Origin of the sequence: Loktanella sp. M215 (assembly GCF_021735925.1) — a bacterium.
Classification (GTDB): Bacteria; Pseudomonadota; Alphaproteobacteria; order Rhodobacterales; family Rhodobacteraceae; genus Loktanella.
Map to the genome: position 1 here is coordinate 3,408,451 of NZ_WMEA01000001.1, position 18,486 is coordinate 3,426,936.

General features: G+C 57.1%; 17 protein-coding genes and 1 pseudogene. 10 read left to right on the top strand and 8 right to left on the bottom strand.

The features are described 5' to 3' along the window. Positions 1-102: 102 nt before the first annotated feature. The 5 genes and pseudogenes from GLR48_RS16750 to GLR48_RS16770 all read right to left on the bottom strand — a co-directional run bounded on the left by GLR48_RS16750 (position 103) and on the right by GLR48_RS16770 (position 5,533). Positions 103-1,344: a saccharopine dehydrogenase family protein gene (locus GLR48_RS16750; RefSeq protein ID WP_237063090.1), complete on the bottom strand. Its 1,242-nt coding sequence runs from the start codon at positions 1,342-1,344 to the stop codon at positions 103-105. Positions 1,345-1,373: 29 nt separating this feature from the next. Next, positions 1,374-2,468, bottom strand: coding sequence for a carboxynorspermidine decarboxylase (locus tag GLR48_RS16755; RefSeq protein ID WP_237063091.1), 1,095 nt, complete (start codon positions 2,466-2,468; stop codon positions 1,374-1,376). 262 nt (positions 2,469-2,730) lie between these two features. Continuing rightward, positions 2,731-3,030: a hypothetical protein gene (locus tag GLR48_RS16760; protein WP_237063092.1), complete on the bottom strand. Its 300-nt coding sequence runs from the start codon at positions 3,028-3,030 to the stop codon at positions 2,731-2,733. Positions 3,031-3,729: 699 nt separating this feature from the next. Then, positions 3,730-4,236, bottom strand: a complete 507-nt coding sequence (locus GLR48_RS16765) for a hypothetical protein (protein ID WP_237063093.1) — start codon at positions 4,234-4,236, stop codon at positions 3,730-3,732. Between the two features lie 143 nt (positions 4,237-4,379). Further along, a pseudogene (locus GLR48_RS16770) lies at positions 4,380-5,533 on the bottom strand (IS3 family transposase). Positions 5,534-5,933: 400 nt separating this feature from the next. Here GLR48_RS16770 and GLR48_RS16775 point away from each other — a divergent pair. Beyond that, complete coding sequence (locus GLR48_RS16775; RefSeq protein ID WP_237063094.1) at positions 5,934-6,524, top strand: helix-turn-helix domain-containing protein; 591 nt, start codon at positions 5,934-5,936, stop codon at positions 6,522-6,524. Then, positions 6,521-6,952, top strand: coding sequence for a hypothetical protein (locus GLR48_RS16780; RefSeq protein WP_237063095.1), 432 nt, complete (start codon positions 6,521-6,523; stop codon positions 6,950-6,952). Before GLR48_RS16775 ends, GLR48_RS16780 begins: the two co-directional genes overlap by 4 nt. A gap of 518 nt (positions 6,953-7,470) precedes the next feature. Here GLR48_RS16780 and GLR48_RS16785 read toward each other — a convergent pair. Continuing rightward, positions 7,471-7,803 carry a hypothetical protein gene (locus GLR48_RS16785; RefSeq protein WP_237063096.1) on the bottom strand — a complete coding sequence of 111 codons (333 nt, stop codon included), beginning with the start codon at positions 7,801-7,803 and terminating at the stop codon, positions 7,471-7,473. A 531-nt stretch (positions 7,804-8,334) separates the two neighbouring features. Continuing rightward, a complete protein-coding gene (locus GLR48_RS25970) occupies positions 8,335-9,918 on the bottom strand; it encodes a calcium-binding protein (protein ID WP_237063097.1) in 1,584 nt (527 codons plus the stop codon). 381 nt (positions 9,919-10,299) lie between these two features. On the opposite strand from GLR48_RS25970, the gene GLR48_RS16795 reads away from it, so the two are divergent. Beyond that, entirely contained in the window at positions 10,300-10,941 is a 642-nt protein-coding gene (locus GLR48_RS16795; RefSeq protein WP_237063099.1) for a ParA family protein, read from the top strand. A 182-nt stretch (positions 10,942-11,123) separates the two neighbouring features. Continuing rightward, positions 11,124-11,513, top strand: a complete 390-nt coding sequence (locus GLR48_RS16800; protein ID WP_237063101.1) for a hypothetical protein — start codon at positions 11,124-11,126, stop codon at positions 11,511-11,513. A 470-nt stretch (positions 11,514-11,983) separates the two neighbouring features. Here GLR48_RS16800 and GLR48_RS16805 read toward each other — a convergent pair whose 3' ends face one another. Next, entirely contained in the window at positions 11,984-12,355 is a 372-nt protein-coding gene (locus GLR48_RS16805; RefSeq protein WP_237063103.1) for a hypothetical protein, read from the bottom strand. A 970-nt stretch (positions 12,356-13,325) separates the two neighbouring features. Here GLR48_RS16805 and GLR48_RS16810 point away from each other — a divergent pair. The 6 genes from GLR48_RS16810 (at position 13,326) to GLR48_RS16835 (ending at position 18,364) form a co-directional block, all read left to right on the top strand. Further along, the gene (locus GLR48_RS16810; protein WP_237063105.1) at positions 13,326-14,651 is read left to right on the top strand and encodes a tyrosine-type recombinase/integrase; all 1,326 of its coding nucleotides are present in this window, start codon (positions 13,326-13,328) and stop codon (positions 14,649-14,651) included. Further along, positions 14,651-15,205 (top strand): hypothetical protein, encoded by a 555-nt coding sequence (locus GLR48_RS16815; protein WP_237063107.1) that lies wholly within the window; start codon positions 14,651-14,653, stop codon positions 15,203-15,205. The genes GLR48_RS16810 and GLR48_RS16815 overlap by 1 nt, the downstream gene beginning before the upstream one ends. 107 nt (positions 15,206-15,312) lie before the next feature. Further along, a complete protein-coding gene (locus tag GLR48_RS16820; protein WP_237063109.1) occupies positions 15,313-15,498 on the top strand; it encodes a helix-turn-helix transcriptional regulator in 186 nt (61 codons plus the stop codon). A gap of 1 nt (position 15,499) precedes the next feature. Then, positions 15,500-15,895 (top strand): winged helix domain-containing protein, encoded by a 396-nt coding sequence (locus GLR48_RS16825; protein WP_237063111.1) that lies wholly within the window; start codon positions 15,500-15,502, stop codon positions 15,893-15,895. A gap of 94 nt (positions 15,896-15,989) precedes the next feature. Beyond that, positions 15,990-16,871 (top strand): DUF7146 domain-containing protein, encoded by an 882-nt coding sequence (locus tag GLR48_RS16830; RefSeq protein WP_237063113.1) that lies wholly within the window; start codon positions 15,990-15,992, stop codon positions 16,869-16,871. Beyond that, positions 16,868-18,364, top strand: coding sequence for a YfjI family protein (locus GLR48_RS16835; protein ID WP_272911425.1), 1,497 nt, complete (start codon positions 16,868-16,870; stop codon positions 18,362-18,364). The genes GLR48_RS16830 and GLR48_RS16835 overlap by 4 nt, the downstream gene beginning before the upstream one ends. The last annotated feature ends 122 nt before the right edge of the window (positions 18,365-18,486 follow it).

Genomic DNA, 18,486 nt, shown 5'->3' on the forward strand with positions numbered 1-18,486 from the left:
GTTCGCAACCGTTGCACTCATGTCGGATCATCACCTTAGGCCAATTCAAGGGTCTTCCTTGCAGTCCAAGAAATCTTGTCGGTCGGCCACTCAGCCCTCGGGCTATGCACGATTCCATGGGCGGTCGCCTGTTGCGTCTTTGACGCGCGTGGGCAGACCGATGGTGTCGAGCAGTGTGAATAGCGGCTTGGGGTCAAGCTCTTCGACGTTCAGCATTACGCCTTTGTCATAGGTGCCATCGGCAATCAGCATCGCCACAGCCACCGGGGGAACACCCGCTGTGTAGGAAATACCTTGGCTGCCAACCTCGGTGTAGGCATCCTTGTGATCCGCGACATTGTAGACGAACACTTCGACCTCTTCGCCATCCTTGATGCCCTTCACAAGGTCACCGATGCAAGTCTTGCCGGTGTAATTGGGTGCAAGGCTGGATGGATCCGGCAAGACGGCCTTCACCACTTTGAGCGGCACAACTTCGACGCCCTCTGCGGTGGTCACTGGCTGTTCCGACAATAGCCCGAGGCTTTGCAGCACGGTAAACACATTAATGTAGTGATCGCCAAAGCCCATCCAGAACCGGATGTCGGCCTCTGGATAGTTGGCGGCAAGCGAATGGACTTCGTCATGGCCCGACATATACGCCTTTTGCTTGCCGACGACGGGCAAATCCCATTCGCGGCCAACTTCGAACATCTTGTTTTCCTGCCACGCGCCCTGCTGCCAGCTGTAGACTGTGCCGGTGAACTCTCGGAAATTGATTTCGGGGTCGAAATTGGTCGAGAAATATTTGCCATGGCTGCCTGCATTGATGTCGACGATATCGATCGATGTGACCGTGTCCATGAACGCGTCCACTGCAAAGCGGGCGAAGGCGTTGACCATACCCGGATCAAAGCCGGCACCCAAGATGGCCGTCACGCCAGCAGCGGCACAAGCCTCGCGGCGCTTCCACTCGTAGTTGCCATACCAAGGCGGCGTTTCGCAGATTTCGGCCGGGTCTTCGTGGATCGCGGTGTCGATATAGGCGGCGCCTGTCTGGATGCAGGCCTCTAGCACGGTCATGTTCACGAAAGGCGAGCCGACGTTGATCACGATCTGCGCGCCTGTGGATGTGATCAGGGCCGCGACGGCATCCGTATCCATGCCATCAACCGCATGGGATTGGATAACGCCGTCTTGTTTCATCGCTTTCTTGTCGTGCACGCTGGCAATGATCGCATCGCATTTCGCGATCGTCCGGCTTGCGATATGAAGATCGCCCAGAACATCGTTGTTCTGCGCGCATTTATGCGCGACAACTTGTGCGACACCACCGGCGCCGATGATCAGAACGTTGCGTTTCATGTATCGAATAGGCCTCTTTCGCGTGTGAATTAAGACAGCGCCGCCGCGAAATCGCTGTAATCGAAATCGCGCACCATGCGTATCGTTCCATCAAGTTCACGAACCACGATGCCTGGCATCTTCACGCCGTTAAACCAGTTCTTCTTGACCATCGTGTAGCCTGCCGCGTCCTGAAACGAAAGTCGATCGCCCGATTTCAATGACGCGGAAAATCGAAATTCGCCAAAAATATCGCCAGCAAGGCAGGACTTTCCGCAGATCATCCATTCCTGATCGCCAGTGTCGGGGGATATCTTAGCAGGTTCGCGGTAGATCAACAGATCCAGCATATGCGCCTCGATCGAGCTGTCGACGATGGCAAGGTTCTTGCCGTTGTGCATGGTGTCCAGGACGGTGACCTCAAGCGTCGCAGCCCCTGTGATGGCGGCCTCACCGGGTTCAAGGTAGACCTGAACGCCGAAGGTTTCTGCAAAACCCTTGAGGCGCGCGGCAAGGCGTTCCAGCGGATACCCGTCACCCGTAAAGTGGATGCCGCCACCCAGACTGACCCATTGCATCTTGCCGATCACCGCACCGAAGCGATGCTCAATCAGCGTGAGCATGTCGTCAAACCGCTCAAAGCTGTCGTTTTCGCAGTTATTGTGGAACATCAATCCGCTGATCTGATCCGCAACCGCATCAATCGCCGCCGGATCATGTTCGCCCAACCGGCTGAACGGGCGTGCGGGATCGGCCAAATCAAACTCAGACGTCGACACCCCCGGATTGACTCGCAATCCACGGATATGGCCGTTGGATTTGTCGGCGAATTTGGTCAATTGGCCGATAGAGTTGAAGATGATCTTGTCACAGCATTCCAGCACTTGATCAATCTCGTGATCCGCATAGGCCACAGAGTAGGCATGGGTTTCACCCGGGAATTTCTCGTGACCCAAGCGAACCTCAAACAAGGATGAAGACGTGGAACCGTCCATATACGCTGCCATGAAGTCAAAGACCGACCACGTCGCAAAACACTTGAGCGCCAGCAAGCATTTGACTCCCGATGCGTCACGCAGCCAATCGATCTTTTCAAGATTGGGAAGCAGTCGGGATTTGTCGATGAGATAGTAAGGTGTTTGCAAGATGGGCACTTTCTACGAGACGACACTCTTGGCTAGAGCCATGGGCGATGAGAGGCATCGCCCCTGCGTTGTGCCTGATTATATGGCACAAGCTTGGCTCTCAAGTTTTCGACTGAGCCCTTCGCATACTTCGCGCATTTGGCGCAATCACTAACACGCCACCCCAAGACCGGACCTTCGCTGCGGTGCATAGGATCAGCAAGCCGCCGTTCGTTTTACGATGCCTCAGGGCATGCCGTGCGCACATGATAATCAGGGCCGTCTACCCGTCGGACGAGGCCAACATCTCGCCGCCGCAAGCGTCCATCAGCTCCGCTCCGAATTCCTCGGCCCCTTCGCTCCTGAGGGCTGAGATATGGGCGATCGCGTCATCACGTACCGCGCGGCTGGGGTAGACCGTCACAATGGCAAAACGGTCGAGTTCAGCATCCACAAGCATGGAATGCGTCGCGCCCAAAGCCAGCAGTCCCGGAAAGTATTTCTGCACCATCAGATTCGTCACATGCTGCAGGGTCTCGGTCTCGCCTACCATGCGCCAGGTTGTGATTGAAACAAAACTCATTTGATCGTCCTCCGTTACACACAAGCTTAACACAGTTCGCAGCGTCGGTCCCAAATGTAAGATAATCGCTATTTCGCATAACAGTCATTGGTTGCTCTAAAAAAGGAGAAGAAATAAGGCGCTCAACGGCCTTACGGCAGTGCAGAGAAAAACCCGGTTTCAAGGTCACATGAATCCCAGCTCCTCCTAAAGCCGCATTGAGACGGCGTTTGCTCCGTCTTCGCGATGTCGCGGGCATCAGCACCACCCAAACCGAAGTCAGTGCAGAGCGGCGCGCCGAGTTTAGTGTTCTGACCCTTCACCGTGACCCTCACAACCCAGCGCCGCGCACCGGACCGATCGACGACGAGTTAAAGACCGCACCCGTCGCCGTGGCGACCGGGGCCAAGGTTTTTCCCAAGCGTCTTGTGAATTTGCCAGATAGCGCCCACATCCGGACCACCATTCATACGACGCAATGAACGGATAAAAGACAAACAAAACTAATCGCGAATCGCACCAAGCATCAATGTTAAAAAGAAAAAATGCCGCCAGAGGCGGCCCGGTGAAACGCTATGAAATGCTATGAAATGCTAGTATGGCGGAGGATCAGTCCCCCGAACTAACAATACAACGCATTGCTCTTATTAGATTTTATACAGATATAGGATTATCGTACCACATAAAATACCACCCTTTACTTATTTTTTTCGTCACACCTCACTTGATCGCCCGTAGAATCTGTTCTCGCATATCCAAGCCATCCAGCTCCTTTTCAACCCGGCAGTAGATCGCCTTTCCGCCTGACACCGCTTGCCACTTCTTGCCAATGTTCCGGCTTTCAATCTCCTTCGGGTCTGACTTGCCGCGCTGCCCCTTATACTCGACCACCAGTGCCCGTCGGTCGTGCAGCTCCGCCACGAAGTCAGGATAATGAAAGCCACCTGCCCGTGGCAGAGAGAATGCATTGTGATGCTTAGGGACATTTCGAATCCAGTGTTTCACATCGGGGATACTGTCCAAGACAATGGCACATTGCAGCTCTTCACCTTCACTGCCGTTTTCGCCCTTCCCATCGAACGCCGGGACTTGATCATTTCCTGTGAAGTGTTTGGAAAAGCGTTGCCGCCCGCGATACAGCCGCACGCCCTGAAACATGCCGTCAAAGAACCTGAAACCATCGTCAAAGCTGATGCTTGGAGCAGCTTCATTGCCAAACAGGTTCAACTGATAAGACTTTTCACTTTCAGCTTCATAGATTGCGTCCAGCTTCTTCTGAACACAGCGGGCAAGGACAAACTGGCACCGCATCAGTGACGAAAGCGGAATCCTGAGGTGCTCCCCTTCCCTTGGACAGGATCTGGCGCTTTCTAAGCTCTGATCTGCTCCTGCTGATCGGGTTGCGTTGCTTCGACTTTCAGCGAGTAGACTACGGCCGGTGGTTGGCCGCCAAGGGCTTTGTGCGGGCGGCGGTGATTGTAGAACCCCATCCATGTCCGGACACCCGCGCGGGCCTGAGACCCGGTCTCCCAGACATGCAGATAGACGCACTCGTATTTCAGCGTGCGCCACAGGCGCTCGATGAAGATGTTGTCCAAGTAGCGGCCCTTGCCATCCATCGATATACGGACGCCCGACCGCCGCAGGCGGTCTGTCCAAGCAAACGATGTGAACTGCGATCCCTGATCGCTGTTCATGATGTCAGGTGGCCCGAACCGATAGATTGCCTCGTTCAGCGCGTCGACGCAGAAGTCGGCGTCCAGCGTGTTCGAGATCCGCCGGGCCAGAACCCTTCGGGTGTGCCAGTCCATGATCGCCACCAGATAGAGAAACCCTCTGCGCATCGGCAGGTAGGTGATGTCCACGCACCAAACCTGATTGGGCCGCTCTACGCGCAGCCCGCGCAAGAGGTAGGGATAGGTCTTGTGCCCCTTCGCCGGCTTGCTGGTGTTGGGTTTCTGGTAGATTGGAATCAAACCAATCAGGCGCATAAGCCGACGGATGCGCTTTTCGTTCACCGCGTGTCCCTCGTTGCGCAGGTGCCACGTCATCTGGCGCACGCCGAAGAAGGGCGTCTCCAGGAATTGCACGTCGATCAGCCGCATCAGCGCGAGGTTCTGCTCCGTCTCACCCTGCGGCGTATAGTAAAACGACGACCGAGAAACCTGTAGCAGCGCGCACTGCTGGCCAATCGACAGGTCCGGATGGTCGCGCTCGACCATGCTGCGCCTCACTTCCCGCCCCAAGGTTTGAGCTTTCTTTCCAAAAAGAGTTGGCCACCGCCAGCTCCCCCGATCTTGGCATGCAGATCCCTGACCTGGTCTTCATCGATGACCGGCGTCTTGCGGCCGCCGCGTTCAAAGACACCGGACGCGCCATCCAGCAGCGCACGTTTCCATTGGTTGATCATCGTCGGATGCACGCCGAACCGGCTCGCCAGCTCCGACACCGTCGCCTCACCTTTCAGCGCCTCAAGCGCCACCTTCGCCTTGAACTCAGGGGCGTGCTGCTTTCGTTTCGACATCTTCGATCTCCTTCGTGGTGAAGATCAACAGACAGCAAATCGGAGCTTACGTCAGTGTCCAGTTTTCGGGGGGCACCTCATGCTGCAAGAACTTACCTTGCAGTGGAAGTCTTGTCGGAGCGAATGCAAAACGGGGCTTGTTATGGAAATGTTAAAGTCTCTTTGGAAGGCTGGGTAGACTGGAAAGACGGTCGCGCCTACGTTGAACTGTTAGGATTTGACAGACCATTTTTGCGTACAGAGAACTCAAACACTCTGATTTTGGACACGGTCAAAGAATTTGGCAGCAAATACTTCGCAACCTTGCCAGAGGGCAAGTAAGGGGCTCAGGGCCGTCATCTGACGGTTTCGCGCGGGAATAAGGGTCGGTGTTCTATATCCTGCTTCCGAGGGGAATTTTATGTCAGGTGGCGAACACTTGGGTGGAGACATGACCGGAGCAGAGTTGCAGGCGCTACGCCGCGCCGCAGGGATCAATCAGGCCGACATGGGGACGAAGATCGGCTGCACCCGGCACAGTGTCAGCTATTGGGAATGCAAGGGTCTGTTGCCCCGTCATGCCGTCCGTTGGGGCATACCCGCAAAGATGCTGCAAGCGATGGGCCACCCGTTGCCGGATTATCGGACCCATACGCGCGCGCGGGGGGATGGGGTCTTACCGTGGCAAGGTCTGGAACAAGCATCCCTCGATCGTTGCAATGCTCGCGTTGCCGAACGGATCGCACACTACAACGCCACCCGCCGCGTGATCTGCGCAGCCCGCACCCGCAAGGGCCAGCCGTGCCGTCTGAAATCCGAACCGGGCCGTAACCGCTGCAAGTTTCACGGCGGTAAATCGACCGGACCCCGCACTGATGAAGGCAAGGCCAAGATCGCCGCCGCACAGCGGGCCAGATGGGCCACCTATCGCCAGCAACAGGCCGCGCGGGTGTTGACCAATGCTGACAGTCAGACCGCCTATTTGCCCCATTATGAAAGGGCCAGACCATGACCAGACAGGAACGCCGCAAGGTGAAGGCGACAGCAGCAAAGACCGCCGCCTTGTTCGCCCGCGTCTGCACCGACTATGGCCCGGATGGTCAGCTTACCCCTGTTGACCACCCCAAGGCGGTAGCGGCGCTGCAACGGGCCTTCCACCGGCTATTGCAGAACGGGGGTGAACCCCAGGTAATGCGGTTGACCCTTGCCGAGGCCGAGGCTTTCCCGCGCAAGGGAGCGGATCTGAAAGGCGCACACCCTTACCTTGCCGTAGGGTTGGACCCGGACGTGCGCGGCACATACAGCCTGCGCCACATCTACACCCCCGGCGCACCCGCTGACATGGCCGAGATGTGCAACCGCAACGCCTCCCTGCACCACCTTCGCCCGCACATAAGGACGCGGGGCTTTTCGGCAGGCCCGACCACAGGCGGCGCGTGATCTGCACATGGAAATTCATGGTATCGACGGACCAGTTAGTTAACAGCCGACATGCAACGCCAATGGGATAGCCCGTCTGTGGATCCCGATTTAATCAAAGGATTTCAAACCGTGCCTGGACCTGACCCGCAAGCCATATGGATCGAGGATTGCACAAACGGAGGCTTCTCGATCTATTTTGAGAGGTACTTTTGGACTGGAAAGGCTGGCCACCGCGCCGTGCGCGTTGCCACTATAGCTAAGCGGCTGAAGGCCCGGACGTGGCGCTGCGTGTGGTGTAATGATGATCTGCCGGTGTGGCGCAGGGCCGATGCGCAGTACTGCTGCGAGGGATGCCGCAAGCGGGCAGCACGGGCGCGGCGGATAGCGGCGCAGGCAATTTTGTCAGGCCTTAAAGGCATGGCTTAGGCTGTCACCTCTGCCATATTTCAAAGGATATCGGGGTCACTATTTAATATCCTATCAGAATATATTGGTAGGGTGATTGGTCTGTCCCGTTATGACAAAGAATAGGCGTTTTATGGCAGCTCAAATCCTTCGTTGATCAACTTCATAAGCTCATTGCTCAGTTCAAACTGGCTTAGGTCGCCATCAGATAGTTCGCATAACCGACTAAGTTGGGAATTTACGATCAATATGGTTTGAACCATTTCTGGACTGTCTAGGCTATGCCCTCGGGATCCGGCTATGCCTGCAGCAAGGCCAATGTTGTAGGCATATTTAGCGGACCATTCGGAAGAGCCTTCTGCAGGTTCTTCATTGCTGCACGGACTGGTAAAGACGGCATCCATTGCGTCTTGTGCCGCAACAGGTCCCGCCGCTAACCCCGCCATAATCATCATTGCTTTCATGGTGTGTGTCCCTCCCCTGCGTAGGGGGTAATCGCTTTTTTTTTCAGCCGGTCTATGCCCTCCGAAGGCAGCGCCCTAACCCTTAGATGCCGGGGCCACCGCTATGGCCTTCTTCGGGTTCTGACATGTCCTCTGGGCGTTCAGCTGTTGCATCCAGTTGATGCTGCAACTCTCCTGCTCTGTTTTCCAAGGCCGCGTCCATTGCCGCCTTATAGGCGTCAGTCTCCAAGCGATCAGGACGGGGATCATTCTTCGGAAATCGTGGTTTGAGATCGAAGCCTATTGATCCGAAATATTCGTAGAGTTCTGCCTGTAGAGCGATGCCGACTTGGCGCGGGCTGGTTGGGACGAGGCATTCTTATGCAGCGTTCTCAATGGGCTACAAGAAGCTTGATGCAAAACGCGATTGTCCTGTGTGGAAGACAGCCTTAAATGTAATTAAAGCTCGCGACAGGCTCACTCGAGAAATTGAAACTCGCAAAAATCCAAACTAAAAAGGCAGCCGTTCACTGGCGTGCAGCAGCTGCTATTTTAAAGTAAAAAATTGTCAACACCCAACTCATGAACATGCAGTAATCTTAATTTAAAATCAGCAATCCCGTCACCATCCGAATCTCCCAAAATAATTAAGCTGTCACCACTATTATAGTACCACACTGAATGTGGAGCTGCTACTTGCCCATTGAAAGAGAAAGCGTCGTTGCGGCTCGTGTTCGTGTTTGCATCCATTTGGCGAAGGTCCAAATCGTCATTTCCAGAAAAGTCTTTTATAATGTCAAAATTCGACTTTGTAGTATGCCCATCATTAAAGATGAAATCATCGGCACCGCCGCCCCCTGTCAAGATATCCTTGTTCGGTCCGCCATTTAGCTTATCATTGCCGCCGCCGCCAAGCAAATTATCGCGTCCGCCACCGCCAAGCAAATTATCGCGTCCGCCACCGCCCTTTAGTACATCTTTGCCCTGCGACCCTTCTAAACGGTCATTCCCAGATCCACCTAATATCAGATCGCGTCCGCCACCGCCAAGCAATGTATCGCGTCCGCTACCACCCCTAAGGACGTCGTTGCCATCACCACCTTCAAGCTTGTCATTTCCGAGTCCGCCGAGAGCAACATCACTTCCGCCACCCATGTAAGCATCATCGTCACCCTCTCCTCCTATCAATTTTTCGCGGGCATTGTCAGATCCGGCAAATACGTCGTTACCATCACCAAGACTGTAAACTCGCATAGTATTTTCACTTAATTGTCCAGAATGTGCACGAGCCAAGACTAAATCTCTGACATCACTTCCATGAAATCCGCGAACATCGACGCCTAAAATCGCAACCCCTCCAAGAATTGGGGCACTGGCTCTCAACGTGATATCAATATTTTCTCCGCCCGAAAGGATATTGGTCTCTTGAAGTAAATCAATCGCATCACCTGCAATCTCGGATTGTCGACTTAGCTCATTGACAAAAGTCTGATAACTATCCTCAAGTAGCGCATCGGCACGAGCCGAAAATTCCTTAGCGGACATTGTTTCAAAGTTCGCGATTCCGTCTTCCAGAAGCGTAAATGAATTTCGCATAACTTCGTCAAGGGCAACTTTTACACCTAAGACCCGATCAAAGGTCTCATATAGAGGTCGGAAATCATAGCCCAGACGATTGCTGGCATAGTCTACTACATAAGAGATGGCATCCCGAAGATCAAAATTCGGCGAGGCACTAGCCGAAAGGTCAGCCCAACTTACCGTCGCTTCACCCGAATTCAAAGACCATTCAAAACCTAGATTTCCGCTCGAAATTACATCTGTTTTTGTTATCAAATACGCCGGGTCGATTTCGGCTCCATCGCTTATCTCAATCGTATTATATGAATAGTAAGTGGTGCCTACATTTTCATTAGAAAACCCAAATTCTGAATTCGTAACTAATTCACCTACTGGTGTAATTCCTAATAACCGGACGTAGTTATATCCAATAGGTCCAGAATAGTCGCCATTATAGTATGTTGTACTGCTAAATTGCGATTTTACCTGAACGCCGCCCAATGAGGTATATTCTGTCGGAATCGGATTTTCATCATTCCAGTCATATATTGAATACTGAACGTAGTATTTTGTCACAATCAGATCCTTATCAATAATAGCGGTTTAGGAATAACTTACTGATTATACTATTAATATAATAGTATTGACTAAAACCCACACTCACGCAAGGATTCTATCAGAGGTGGCTCGGAAAAACTGAACAGCATGGATAGGTGTATTTTCCGCGCAACGGCAGCATAATGCTGCAAGCTAGGATATGACCATGACCATGACCATGACCATGACCATGACCATGACGAGACGACCGCGCCGTGGCCGTGATGGAAAGCCTTGGGGCCACCATCACATACGACGCAGTTACCATACGCCTGCCAGCAACCAGCAAGCCTAGTCCCAATAACTGTTGACAGCCTGCCTACGCTATCCGTTACAGATAACGGAAAAAGAGGGCGGCAAATGGCAATCATCGCACTGGCGAACTTGAAAGGCGGGGTCGGGAAATCGACCCTAGCCGTCAACGTAGCCGGGGTGTTGGCCCCGAGCGTGGCCGTGATCGACGCCGATCCGCAAGCGACTGCAACCGCATGGGCCGAGGCGGGTAACCTGCCCTTTCCCGTGATCGAAAGCCCGCTGACAGGCGACAATGTGAAAGCGTGGATTGCCGCCGCTCTGGCAGAGGCCGAAGGGCGCAAGTTTCTTGTGATCGACTTGCCGCCGATGCTGGGGGACGCAACAGCCGCTGCGCTGGCAATCTGTGACTTGGCCGTGGTGCCTGTCAGCCCATCCGGGGCCGATCTAAGGGCCACGAACCGCGCGGTTGACCTGATAGGCCAAGCCCGCGCCCAGCGCGGCACAGGCAAGCCCTACGCTCTGCTGGTGCCGTCCAAAGTAGACCGTCGCACCGCCGCAGGGGCCGAGATTGAGGCGATCTTGCACGACTACGGCGAACCCGTTGGCCCCGGCATATCACAGCGCATCGCCCATGCAGACGCCTTTAGCGCGGGGCAATGGATTGGCGACTACGCCAAGGGCAGCGCTGGTCATGCCGAGATTAAGGCGCTGGCAAGTGTCATCAAACGACTGGCAGGGAAGATCTGATAATGAACTATCAATTAATCACCACCCAAAATGCAAACGAACTTGTGGAAATGGTCGAAGGATATCTTGACGCCGGATGGAAATTGCAGGGGGGGCATTTCAACTTTACATTCCCCCGGGGGCATTTCTCCTGCGGACAACACAATCACTTATTCTCAAGCGCTAGTTAAGGAATCTGACTGATGGTAAAGCGACCATCACTTTCGGGAAACGTGGCAAAGCCCACAGACCACACCGCCGCCGCGACAGAGGCCGCAAAGGTGGCCGGGGCGCTAACCCGCAAAGCCGCCCCAGCTGCCCCCCTGGACGATGGCAGCGACATGGAAACCGTCAGCTACTTTCTGCCCTTGGAACTGGTCGAACTGTGCCGCGATCTGGCAGAGGCGCGGGTGAAGCGTGACCGGGTGGAACGCCGGGAAATTGTCAAAAGGCGCAAGGCCGCATTGAAGGCGGGGCAGGCCGTTCCAGCCGAACCACCAGCACCTGCCCGCCGATCTGCCAGCGCGGTTATCAGGGAAGCCCTAGAGGCGCACCGGGCCGCGATCGAGGCCGAGATTGAGGATCTGAAATAATGGAAGGCGCTGCCCTAAATCTCATCTCTTACGCGGGGCTTGCAGCGCCCGCTGCGTTAATCGGCTGGCTACTAGCGCGAAAGGCGGAAAAGCCTTGGCTCGTTTTTGCTTTAGTGTTTTGCGCGATGCTGGCGATCATGGCCTATGGGGCTAACCTCTAAGGCCGCGATCACCGCAACATGCGCCGGGTTGGCATAGACGATGCGCGGAAAGATCACTTGTCCCTTGCAGCCGCAGGACCGGCAACGCGCACCGGCCACGATCTGCGCAAAGGTCGATTGCCCGCGTCCCTGATTCAACAGGTGATCTACAGACAGCATCGCCGCGTGACCGCAGGAGCATTAAAGGCTTAGAAACTGGCCCGCTATGTCGGTTAGCTGCGTCATGCCCGATCATGTAGCACGGGCGCGTTTCACTCAATGCAGCGAAATCCCTGATCTGGGATTTTGCTGCGCAGTACGCGCGGGAGGCTATTGGCTGGGGACCACATAAAAGGTGCCGGTGTTGTAAGGGTTGTTGATGCTGTCCGGGGAATACTGACTGCCATAGCGCCCGTATGGGTTGCTGGTGGAATCGGCAGCATAAGGGTTGGCACTTAGACGGCCCTGATAATTTCCGCTCTGATCATAGATCGAGGGCGCGTTGGTCGCATTGGGGTTTGTCCAAGAGTTGTTGCTGTATTGGCTTCCCTGCGAACTGTTAGGGTTCATCAAGCCATCTGATTTGTAGGGGCTACCTGCGCCATAGGGGTTGTCCAGGCAGTTGTAATCATAGGGGCAGACTGCCAGCGCAGGGCTCGCAAGGCCGGTCAGAAACATCGCGGCGAAAATGGCTTTCAGCATATCAGAATCCTTAATTTGATACGCTCAACCATGACGGGCCGGAGGTGCTGTGGCAACGGGCTTAGGCGCGTCCCTGCAATCGGCCCAACGCAGCCGACCCGCAGCGTGTGGCGCCCGTTTCCTTTGTATAGCGCCCGCTCATGCCGGGTCTTTTCCATCCGCTCGATTGCATAATCTGGGGCATGGGAACCCCGCTTTCGTTTTGCTCGACAGCATTGCCCACGCGGGTTGAGTGAGCCGAGAACCCGACACCGACCCGCCGATTGTAGATCCGAGACACCTCGTCGGGGGACAGGGCGTCTTTTGTAGCGCGATTGCCCAGTCGGACGAACAGCGGGCTTTCAGCATCGAGTCGCGCCGCCGCGATCCAAGCCCGGACGCGGACCAGCGTGTCGGGAGTCAAAAGTCGATACATGCCAGCGCCGTTCTGGTCTGTCTTTGATCTGGCGATTAATGCCACGCCCCTGCTGGCTGCAGCTGGCGCAATGTCTCTAACCTGCAAGCCGACCAATTGAGTGGCGCTGGAAAGGGTGTCGTACCATACACGAAAAGCGCGCATCCACAGTTTTGGAAATATGCGCTTGGTCCCCTGCTGACCTGACGAAAGCTAAATTTGGGCAAGCAACATGAGTTAAAGAAGAAAGTCGCTTGCGGTCCTTCGGCACTGCGCGCTCTACAAAACTTGTCGTTTCTGCCGATGCTTTGTGGCGCGATTCTGGCTCTGCAACCAAATCAAGCGTTTCTTTTATGTGGGGTAGGATGTTGGGCATCAGCACAATATCGCCAGATTAATCAGCAAAATCAAAGCCACTTGGCGGAGGCTCAGTCCGCCACCATAGATTCCGACCACGTCCCGCAATGTCCGTCAAGCCTTTTCCTGCGTTATATATTTAGCGCTTAGCGTCCGAGAGCGTCTTGCAATGTCCGCTCGCTTCCCCCACTTTTAGGGGGAAGGATTGGGGGAAGCGACATGGCAGATGCGACGACACGGAGGGCGAGCAACGCTTTGTCGGCGGCAATGGTGCGCACGGTGCAGGAACCGGGCAAGTATCACGACGGCGGTGGCACCGGCCTTTTCTTGCGCGTTGATCCAAACGGTTCCCGGTTTTGGGTGCAGCGCGTCACGATACGGGGCAAACGACGCGAATTGGGATTGGGAAGCCCCCCGCTGGTCACGCTGGCCGAGGCGCGGGATAAGGCGACCGATAACAAGCGACTTGCGCGGGCTGGTGGCGACCCCTTGGCCGAAAAGCGGGCGGCACGTGGCACCCTGACGTTTGCCGAAGCCGTGGAACGCTATCTGGAAGGCAAGCTGGCAGAGTTTCGCAATGACAAGCACCGCAAACAATGGCGGGCCACCCTCAACACCTACGCGGCACCCAAAATCGGCAAGATGCAGGTTGAGGCTATCGAAGTTCGCGACGTGCTGCGCGTGTTGGAACCGATCTGGACAACGAAAACTGAAACGGCTTCCCGCCTGCGCGGACGGATTGAAGCCGTCCTGTCATGGGCGACGGTGGCGGGACACCGGACGGGCGATAACCCGGCACGCTGGGGCGGCAATCTGGCAGAACTGTTGCCGAAGCCTTCCAAGGTGACGAAGGGCGGCAATCATCCCGCCTTGGCGCTGGGCGACGTGCCCCGCTGGTGGCAGGAACTGTCCAAGCGTGAAGGCATGGCAGCGCGGGCCTTGGAGTTTCTGACTATGTGCGCGGCACGCTCTGGCGAGGTGCGCGGGATGACATGGGGCGAAGTGGATTTGGGCGGTGGTCACGGTGCGACACGTGCGACAAGTGCGACATGGACAATCCCGGCTGACCGCATGAAGGCCGAGCGTGAACACCGCGTGCCCCTGACACCGGGGGCCGTGGCGCTGTTGCTTTCTATCGGCGGGACTGGCGATGGCGACGACTGGCAAAAACCCGGCGACGACGAACTCGTTTTTCCCGCGCCCCGTGGCGGCGCAATGTCTGACATGACCATATCCGCAGTCATGCGGCGCATGAATGAAGCCGAGGTGAAGGCGGGCGGCGCGGGATGGCTTGATAGTCGGTCCAAGCGTCCAGCCGTGCCGCACGGGCTACGCTCTACCTTTCGTGACTGGGCAGCGGAGCGGGGATATGAACGCGACATGGCTGAAATGGCATTAGCGCACAACGTCGGGACAGAAGTGGAGCGGGCATACCGGCGCACTGACTACGTGGAGCGACGGCGGGCGATGTTGGCAAGCTGGGTATCGTTTCTGAGTGGCGATTCAAACCCGGCGAATAATGTGGTGAAGCTGGGAGGCGTTTGATGGACCTTGCCTATCTCGGACTTACCCTTAGAGAGCCGGACGAGGTGTATGAGGCCGCTTGCGGCAACCCAGAGCCTTTAGCCCAGCGCATTCGAAGTGGCGTTGAGATTTTTGATTTAGAGCGCGAAGCACTCGCAGCGCTGATATGCGGCGAACTAGTACAGCCAAGCCGGAAAATTAAACGGTTGCCGTACCTCGGGAATACTGAGGCCGATTTTCGTCGACGTGACCTTGATAACGCCGTGCATCTCTATCGATACATGATGAGGCAGATTGTGGCTGCTGGTGCGTCAAAGCATGGTTATCGCTCAAAGGTCGCAGAGTACATCGCGGAGCGAGATAACCTTACTGTCGACGCGATTCTTGACCATTACGACCATGCGAATAAGCCTAGCCGGGTGCGGAGGGGAAAAGCCAAAAAGGAGCCCTCGGATGCGGTCCAGCGTTACCACAGGTGGCTTCATGAGCATGGCCGCTTGCCAGAGCATGCCGCTTACGTTTCATTGTTAGATTGGTATGTTCGCAAGCTTAAACGCGGTGCAATCAAGCGCTAAAACGTCCGGCACAATATGCCGATATTAAGTCAATTTTTTACCGGTCCTTTAAATCCCCAATTCCGCCACCTTCCGTGTTGCAACTACTGCAACCGAAAGGAACGGCGATGGCCGACAATTTACTCAGACGCCCCAGCGTAGAAGCGCGCACCGGGCTTTCCCGCAGCACTATTTACGACTGGATGAAGCGGGGCGACTTTCCCCAGCCGGTGAAGCTGGGCGCGAGGCTGGTGGCGTGGCGCGAAAGCGACGTGACCGCTTGGCTCGAAGCCCGCGAAACGAAGGCCGCTTAATATGGGCGGCGGACAAAACGAAACCCCGGTGCGAGGTCAGGCGCAACCGGGGCTGGATAACCGCTATGCGACTGCGGCGGACACCCAAAACATAGCACACCCCAAAGGCCAACGCCACAACGGCGGCACGCTCTACCGTGTCACGCCCAGCGCAGGGGAGCCGTTTGCATTCTTTGCCAAGGGCCGCGTGCGCTGGGCATTGGAACGGCTGTGCGAGGCTGGCGCGACCGGATGCACCCCGATGACAGAACCGGCACCCCGATGGAGCGCATACATCTTTGATCTGCGCGAAGCCGGTCTGGACATCGAGACGCTGCACGAACAACACCACGGGCCATATCCGGGCACGCATGGCCGCTACGTGCTGCGATGCGACGTGCGGAGGGCCAAGCCATGAGGGAACAACAGATAGCGCGTCTGCGCGTCCGATTTGGCCTGACCTACGCACAAGCGGCTGTGGTGGCCGCGCTTCATTATGGGGAGTGTCACCGATGACAGATGCAAAGGAATTGACGGCGGCACTGCGCGGCAAGTGGCATGGAAGCTATGGCGTGGCACCATGTCCCGTCTGCCAGCCCCAAGGACGAAAAGACCAGCGCGGGCTTTCACTGTCCAATGGCACGGGCGGCATCTTACTGGCGCGTTGTTTCAAAGGAGGCTGCGCCTTCCGCGAAATCACGGCGGCGGCGGGCATTGCCCACGGCACCTATCACGCGCCTGACCCCGCCTTGATTGCAAGGCGTATGGCCGAGGAACGGGCCGAGACCGACAAGCGGGCCGCGCAAGCCTTGCGCCTTTGGCTGGAAGCTGCGCCGATAGAAGGCACCCTGGCCGAAACTTATCTGAGGGGGCGGGGCATCACCTGCCCCCTTCCCGACACGCTGCGCTTTGTGCCGTCCTGCTGGCACGCAACGGCACGGCGCTTTCCCGCGCTGGTGGCGATGGCCGAGGGCAGCGAAGCCTTTGCAGTGCACCGCACCTACCTGCGCGATGACGGCAGCGGCAAAGCCGAGGTGGAGCCGTCCAAGGCGATGCTGGGGCGCGTTGGTGGCGGCGCTGTGCGGCTGACACAGGGCGAAGGGCCGCTGGTGGTGGCCGAGGGCATTGAGACCGCCTTGTCGCTGGCGTCTGGCCTGCTGCGCACCACTGCAACGATATGGGCTGCGCTTTCAACATCGGGCATCCGAGGGCTGCACCTGCCCCCACAACCGGGACGGCTGACAATCGCCCCGGACGGCGATGACGCGGGGCGGCAGGCCGCGCACGCGCTGGCCGACCGGGCGCACGGGCTGGGGTGGCAAGTGTCACTGCTACCTGCCCCCGATGGCCGCGACTGGAATGACATTTTGACAGGAAAGGCGGTGGCAGCATGAACGCGCACGCTCAAGAAATCCCCTACGCTCCCGAAGGGCCGCAACCGCTGTTGCGTGAAATCAAAGCAGGCGCACCCTATCCGCTGACAGCACTGGGGCCGCTACAGGCGGCTGTGGAGGCGGTGCAGGGCACGACACTGGCACCGGCTGCAATCCCGGCGCAATCGGCCTTGGCGGCGGCGTCATTGGCGGTGCAGGGCTTTGCAGATGTGGAGACATTGGGCGGCGTGCGCCCCTTGTCGCTCTATTGCCTGACCGTCGCCAGATCCGGTGAACGCAAGTCGTGCTGCTATGATCCGTTTCTGGCGGCACTGCGCGACCATGAAAAGGAACAGGCGCACGCCCAGCGCGACGAAATGGAAAGCTGGCAGAACGCGCACGCACTGTGGAAGGGCGACCGTGACCGGATCTTGGCCGACGCTAAGAAACCGGACAAACGCACGGCGGCGCGGGCCGATCTGGAAGCGCTGGGCAAAGAACCTGCACCGCCTCCGTCGCCTGATCGCACGGTGAACGAACCGACCTATGAAGGGCTGACACGCAAGTTTGCCGAGGGGCACCCGTCGCTGGGCATCTTTTCAGATGAAGCGGGGCAGTTTCTGGGCGGGCACGCCATGAACAGTGAAAACAAGCAAAAGACGCTGGCCGCGCTGAATGACCTTTGGCAAGGCAACCCGATCCGACGCACCCGGCAAGGCGAAGGCTCTTTCACGCTCTACGGTCGACGGCTGGCAGCGCACTTGATGGTGCAACCCGGCGTGGCACGTGCGTTCATGTCCGACCCGATGGCGGCTGACACCGGGTTTCTGCCCCGCTTCCTGCTGTGCGAACCTGCCAGCACCATCGGCCTGCGCTTGCACGCCAACGCAAGGCGCAACGATGACGCCTTGGCGGCTTTTTCCGACCGGATGCGGGCCATACTTGAAAGCCCTCTGCCGATAGAACCTGACACCCGCGCACTGGAACCCCGGCACTTGCCACTGGCACCGGAGGCGCGAGCGCTGTTGATTCGGTTTGCGGATGCTATCGAGGTGCAACAGGCACCCGGCGGCGACTTGGAAAGCGTCACCGGCACCGCGTCCAAGGCGGCGGAGCAAGCGGCACGCATCGCTGGTGTGCTGACCTTGTGGCGCGACCTGACCGCACCCGCCGTCACCGCCCGCGATATGGCCGACGCTATCACCTTGGCGCAATACTATCTGGCAGAGGCCGTGCGCTTGGCCGACGCCTCAACCGTTTCGGCAGAAATCGATAGGGCCGAGGCGCTCCGCAAGTGGCTGTTGGAAGGCTGGGCCGAACGCGAGGTGCTGTTGCGCGATGTGATGCAGAGGGCACCGATCCGTGCACTACGTGAAAACCCAAAGGCGAAAGCAGCGCTAACAATGCTTGAACGGAACGGTTGGCTCGTGCCGCTGGACCCCGGAACAGTGGTGCGGGGTGCGGCACGCAAAGAAGCTTGGCGCATCGTGCGGGGGGCTAGCGATGTGGTTTGACGCGCTACAGGCGCTGGCCGTTATCGAAGGTGGCGCATTTGACCCGGTGCGCCTTCCAACGCCTGCACCCGAAAACCCCTCACAAGTCGCACAAGTCGCACGTGTCGCACGCCCTCAGTCAC

Excerpts from the sequence above, each read along its gene's own strand:
- GLR48_RS16750 (WP_237063090.1), bottom strand. The coding sequence starts at position 1,344 with ATGAAACGCAACGTTCTGATCATCGGCGCCGGTGGTGTCGCACAAGTT.
- GLR48_RS16760 (WP_237063092.1), bottom strand. The coding sequence starts at position 3,030 with ATGAGTTTTGTTTCAATCACAACCTGGCGCATGGTAGGCGAGACCGAG.
- GLR48_RS16775 (WP_237063094.1), top strand. The coding sequence starts at position 5,934 with ATGTCAGGTGGCGAACACTTGGGTGGAGACATGACCGGAGCAGAGTTG.
- GLR48_RS16780 (WP_237063095.1), top strand. The coding sequence starts at position 6,521 with ATGACCAGACAGGAACGCCGCAAGGTGAAGGCGACAGCAGCAAAGACC.
- GLR48_RS16785 (WP_237063096.1), bottom strand. The coding sequence starts at position 7,803 with ATGAAAGCAATGATGATTATGGCGGGGTTAGCGGCGGGACCTGTTGCG.
- GLR48_RS16795 (WP_237063099.1), top strand. The coding sequence starts at position 10,300 with ATGGCAATCATCGCACTGGCGAACTTGAAAGGCGGGGTCGGGAAATCG.
- GLR48_RS16800 (WP_237063101.1), top strand. The coding sequence starts at position 11,124 with ATGGTAAAGCGACCATCACTTTCGGGAAACGTGGCAAAGCCCACAGAC.
- GLR48_RS16805 (WP_237063103.1), bottom strand. The coding sequence starts at position 12,355 with ATGCTGAAAGCCATTTTCGCCGCGATGTTTCTGACCGGCCTTGCGAGC.
- GLR48_RS16810 (WP_237063105.1), top strand. The coding sequence starts at position 13,326 with ATGGCAGATGCGACGACACGGAGGGCGAGCAACGCTTTGTCGGCGGCA.
- GLR48_RS16815 (WP_237063107.1), top strand. The coding sequence starts at position 14,651 with ATGGACCTTGCCTATCTCGGACTTACCCTTAGAGAGCCGGACGAGGTG.
- GLR48_RS16820 (WP_237063109.1), top strand. The coding sequence starts at position 15,313 with ATGGCCGACAATTTACTCAGACGCCCCAGCGTAGAAGCGCGCACCGGG.
- GLR48_RS16825 (WP_237063111.1), top strand. The coding sequence starts at position 15,500 with ATGGGCGGCGGACAAAACGAAACCCCGGTGCGAGGTCAGGCGCAACCG.
- GLR48_RS16830 (WP_237063113.1), top strand. The coding sequence starts at position 15,990 with ATGACAGATGCAAAGGAATTGACGGCGGCACTGCGCGGCAAGTGGCAT.
- GLR48_RS16835 (WP_272911425.1), top strand. The coding sequence starts at position 16,868 with ATGAACGCGCACGCTCAAGAAATCCCCTACGCTCCCGAAGGGCCGCAA.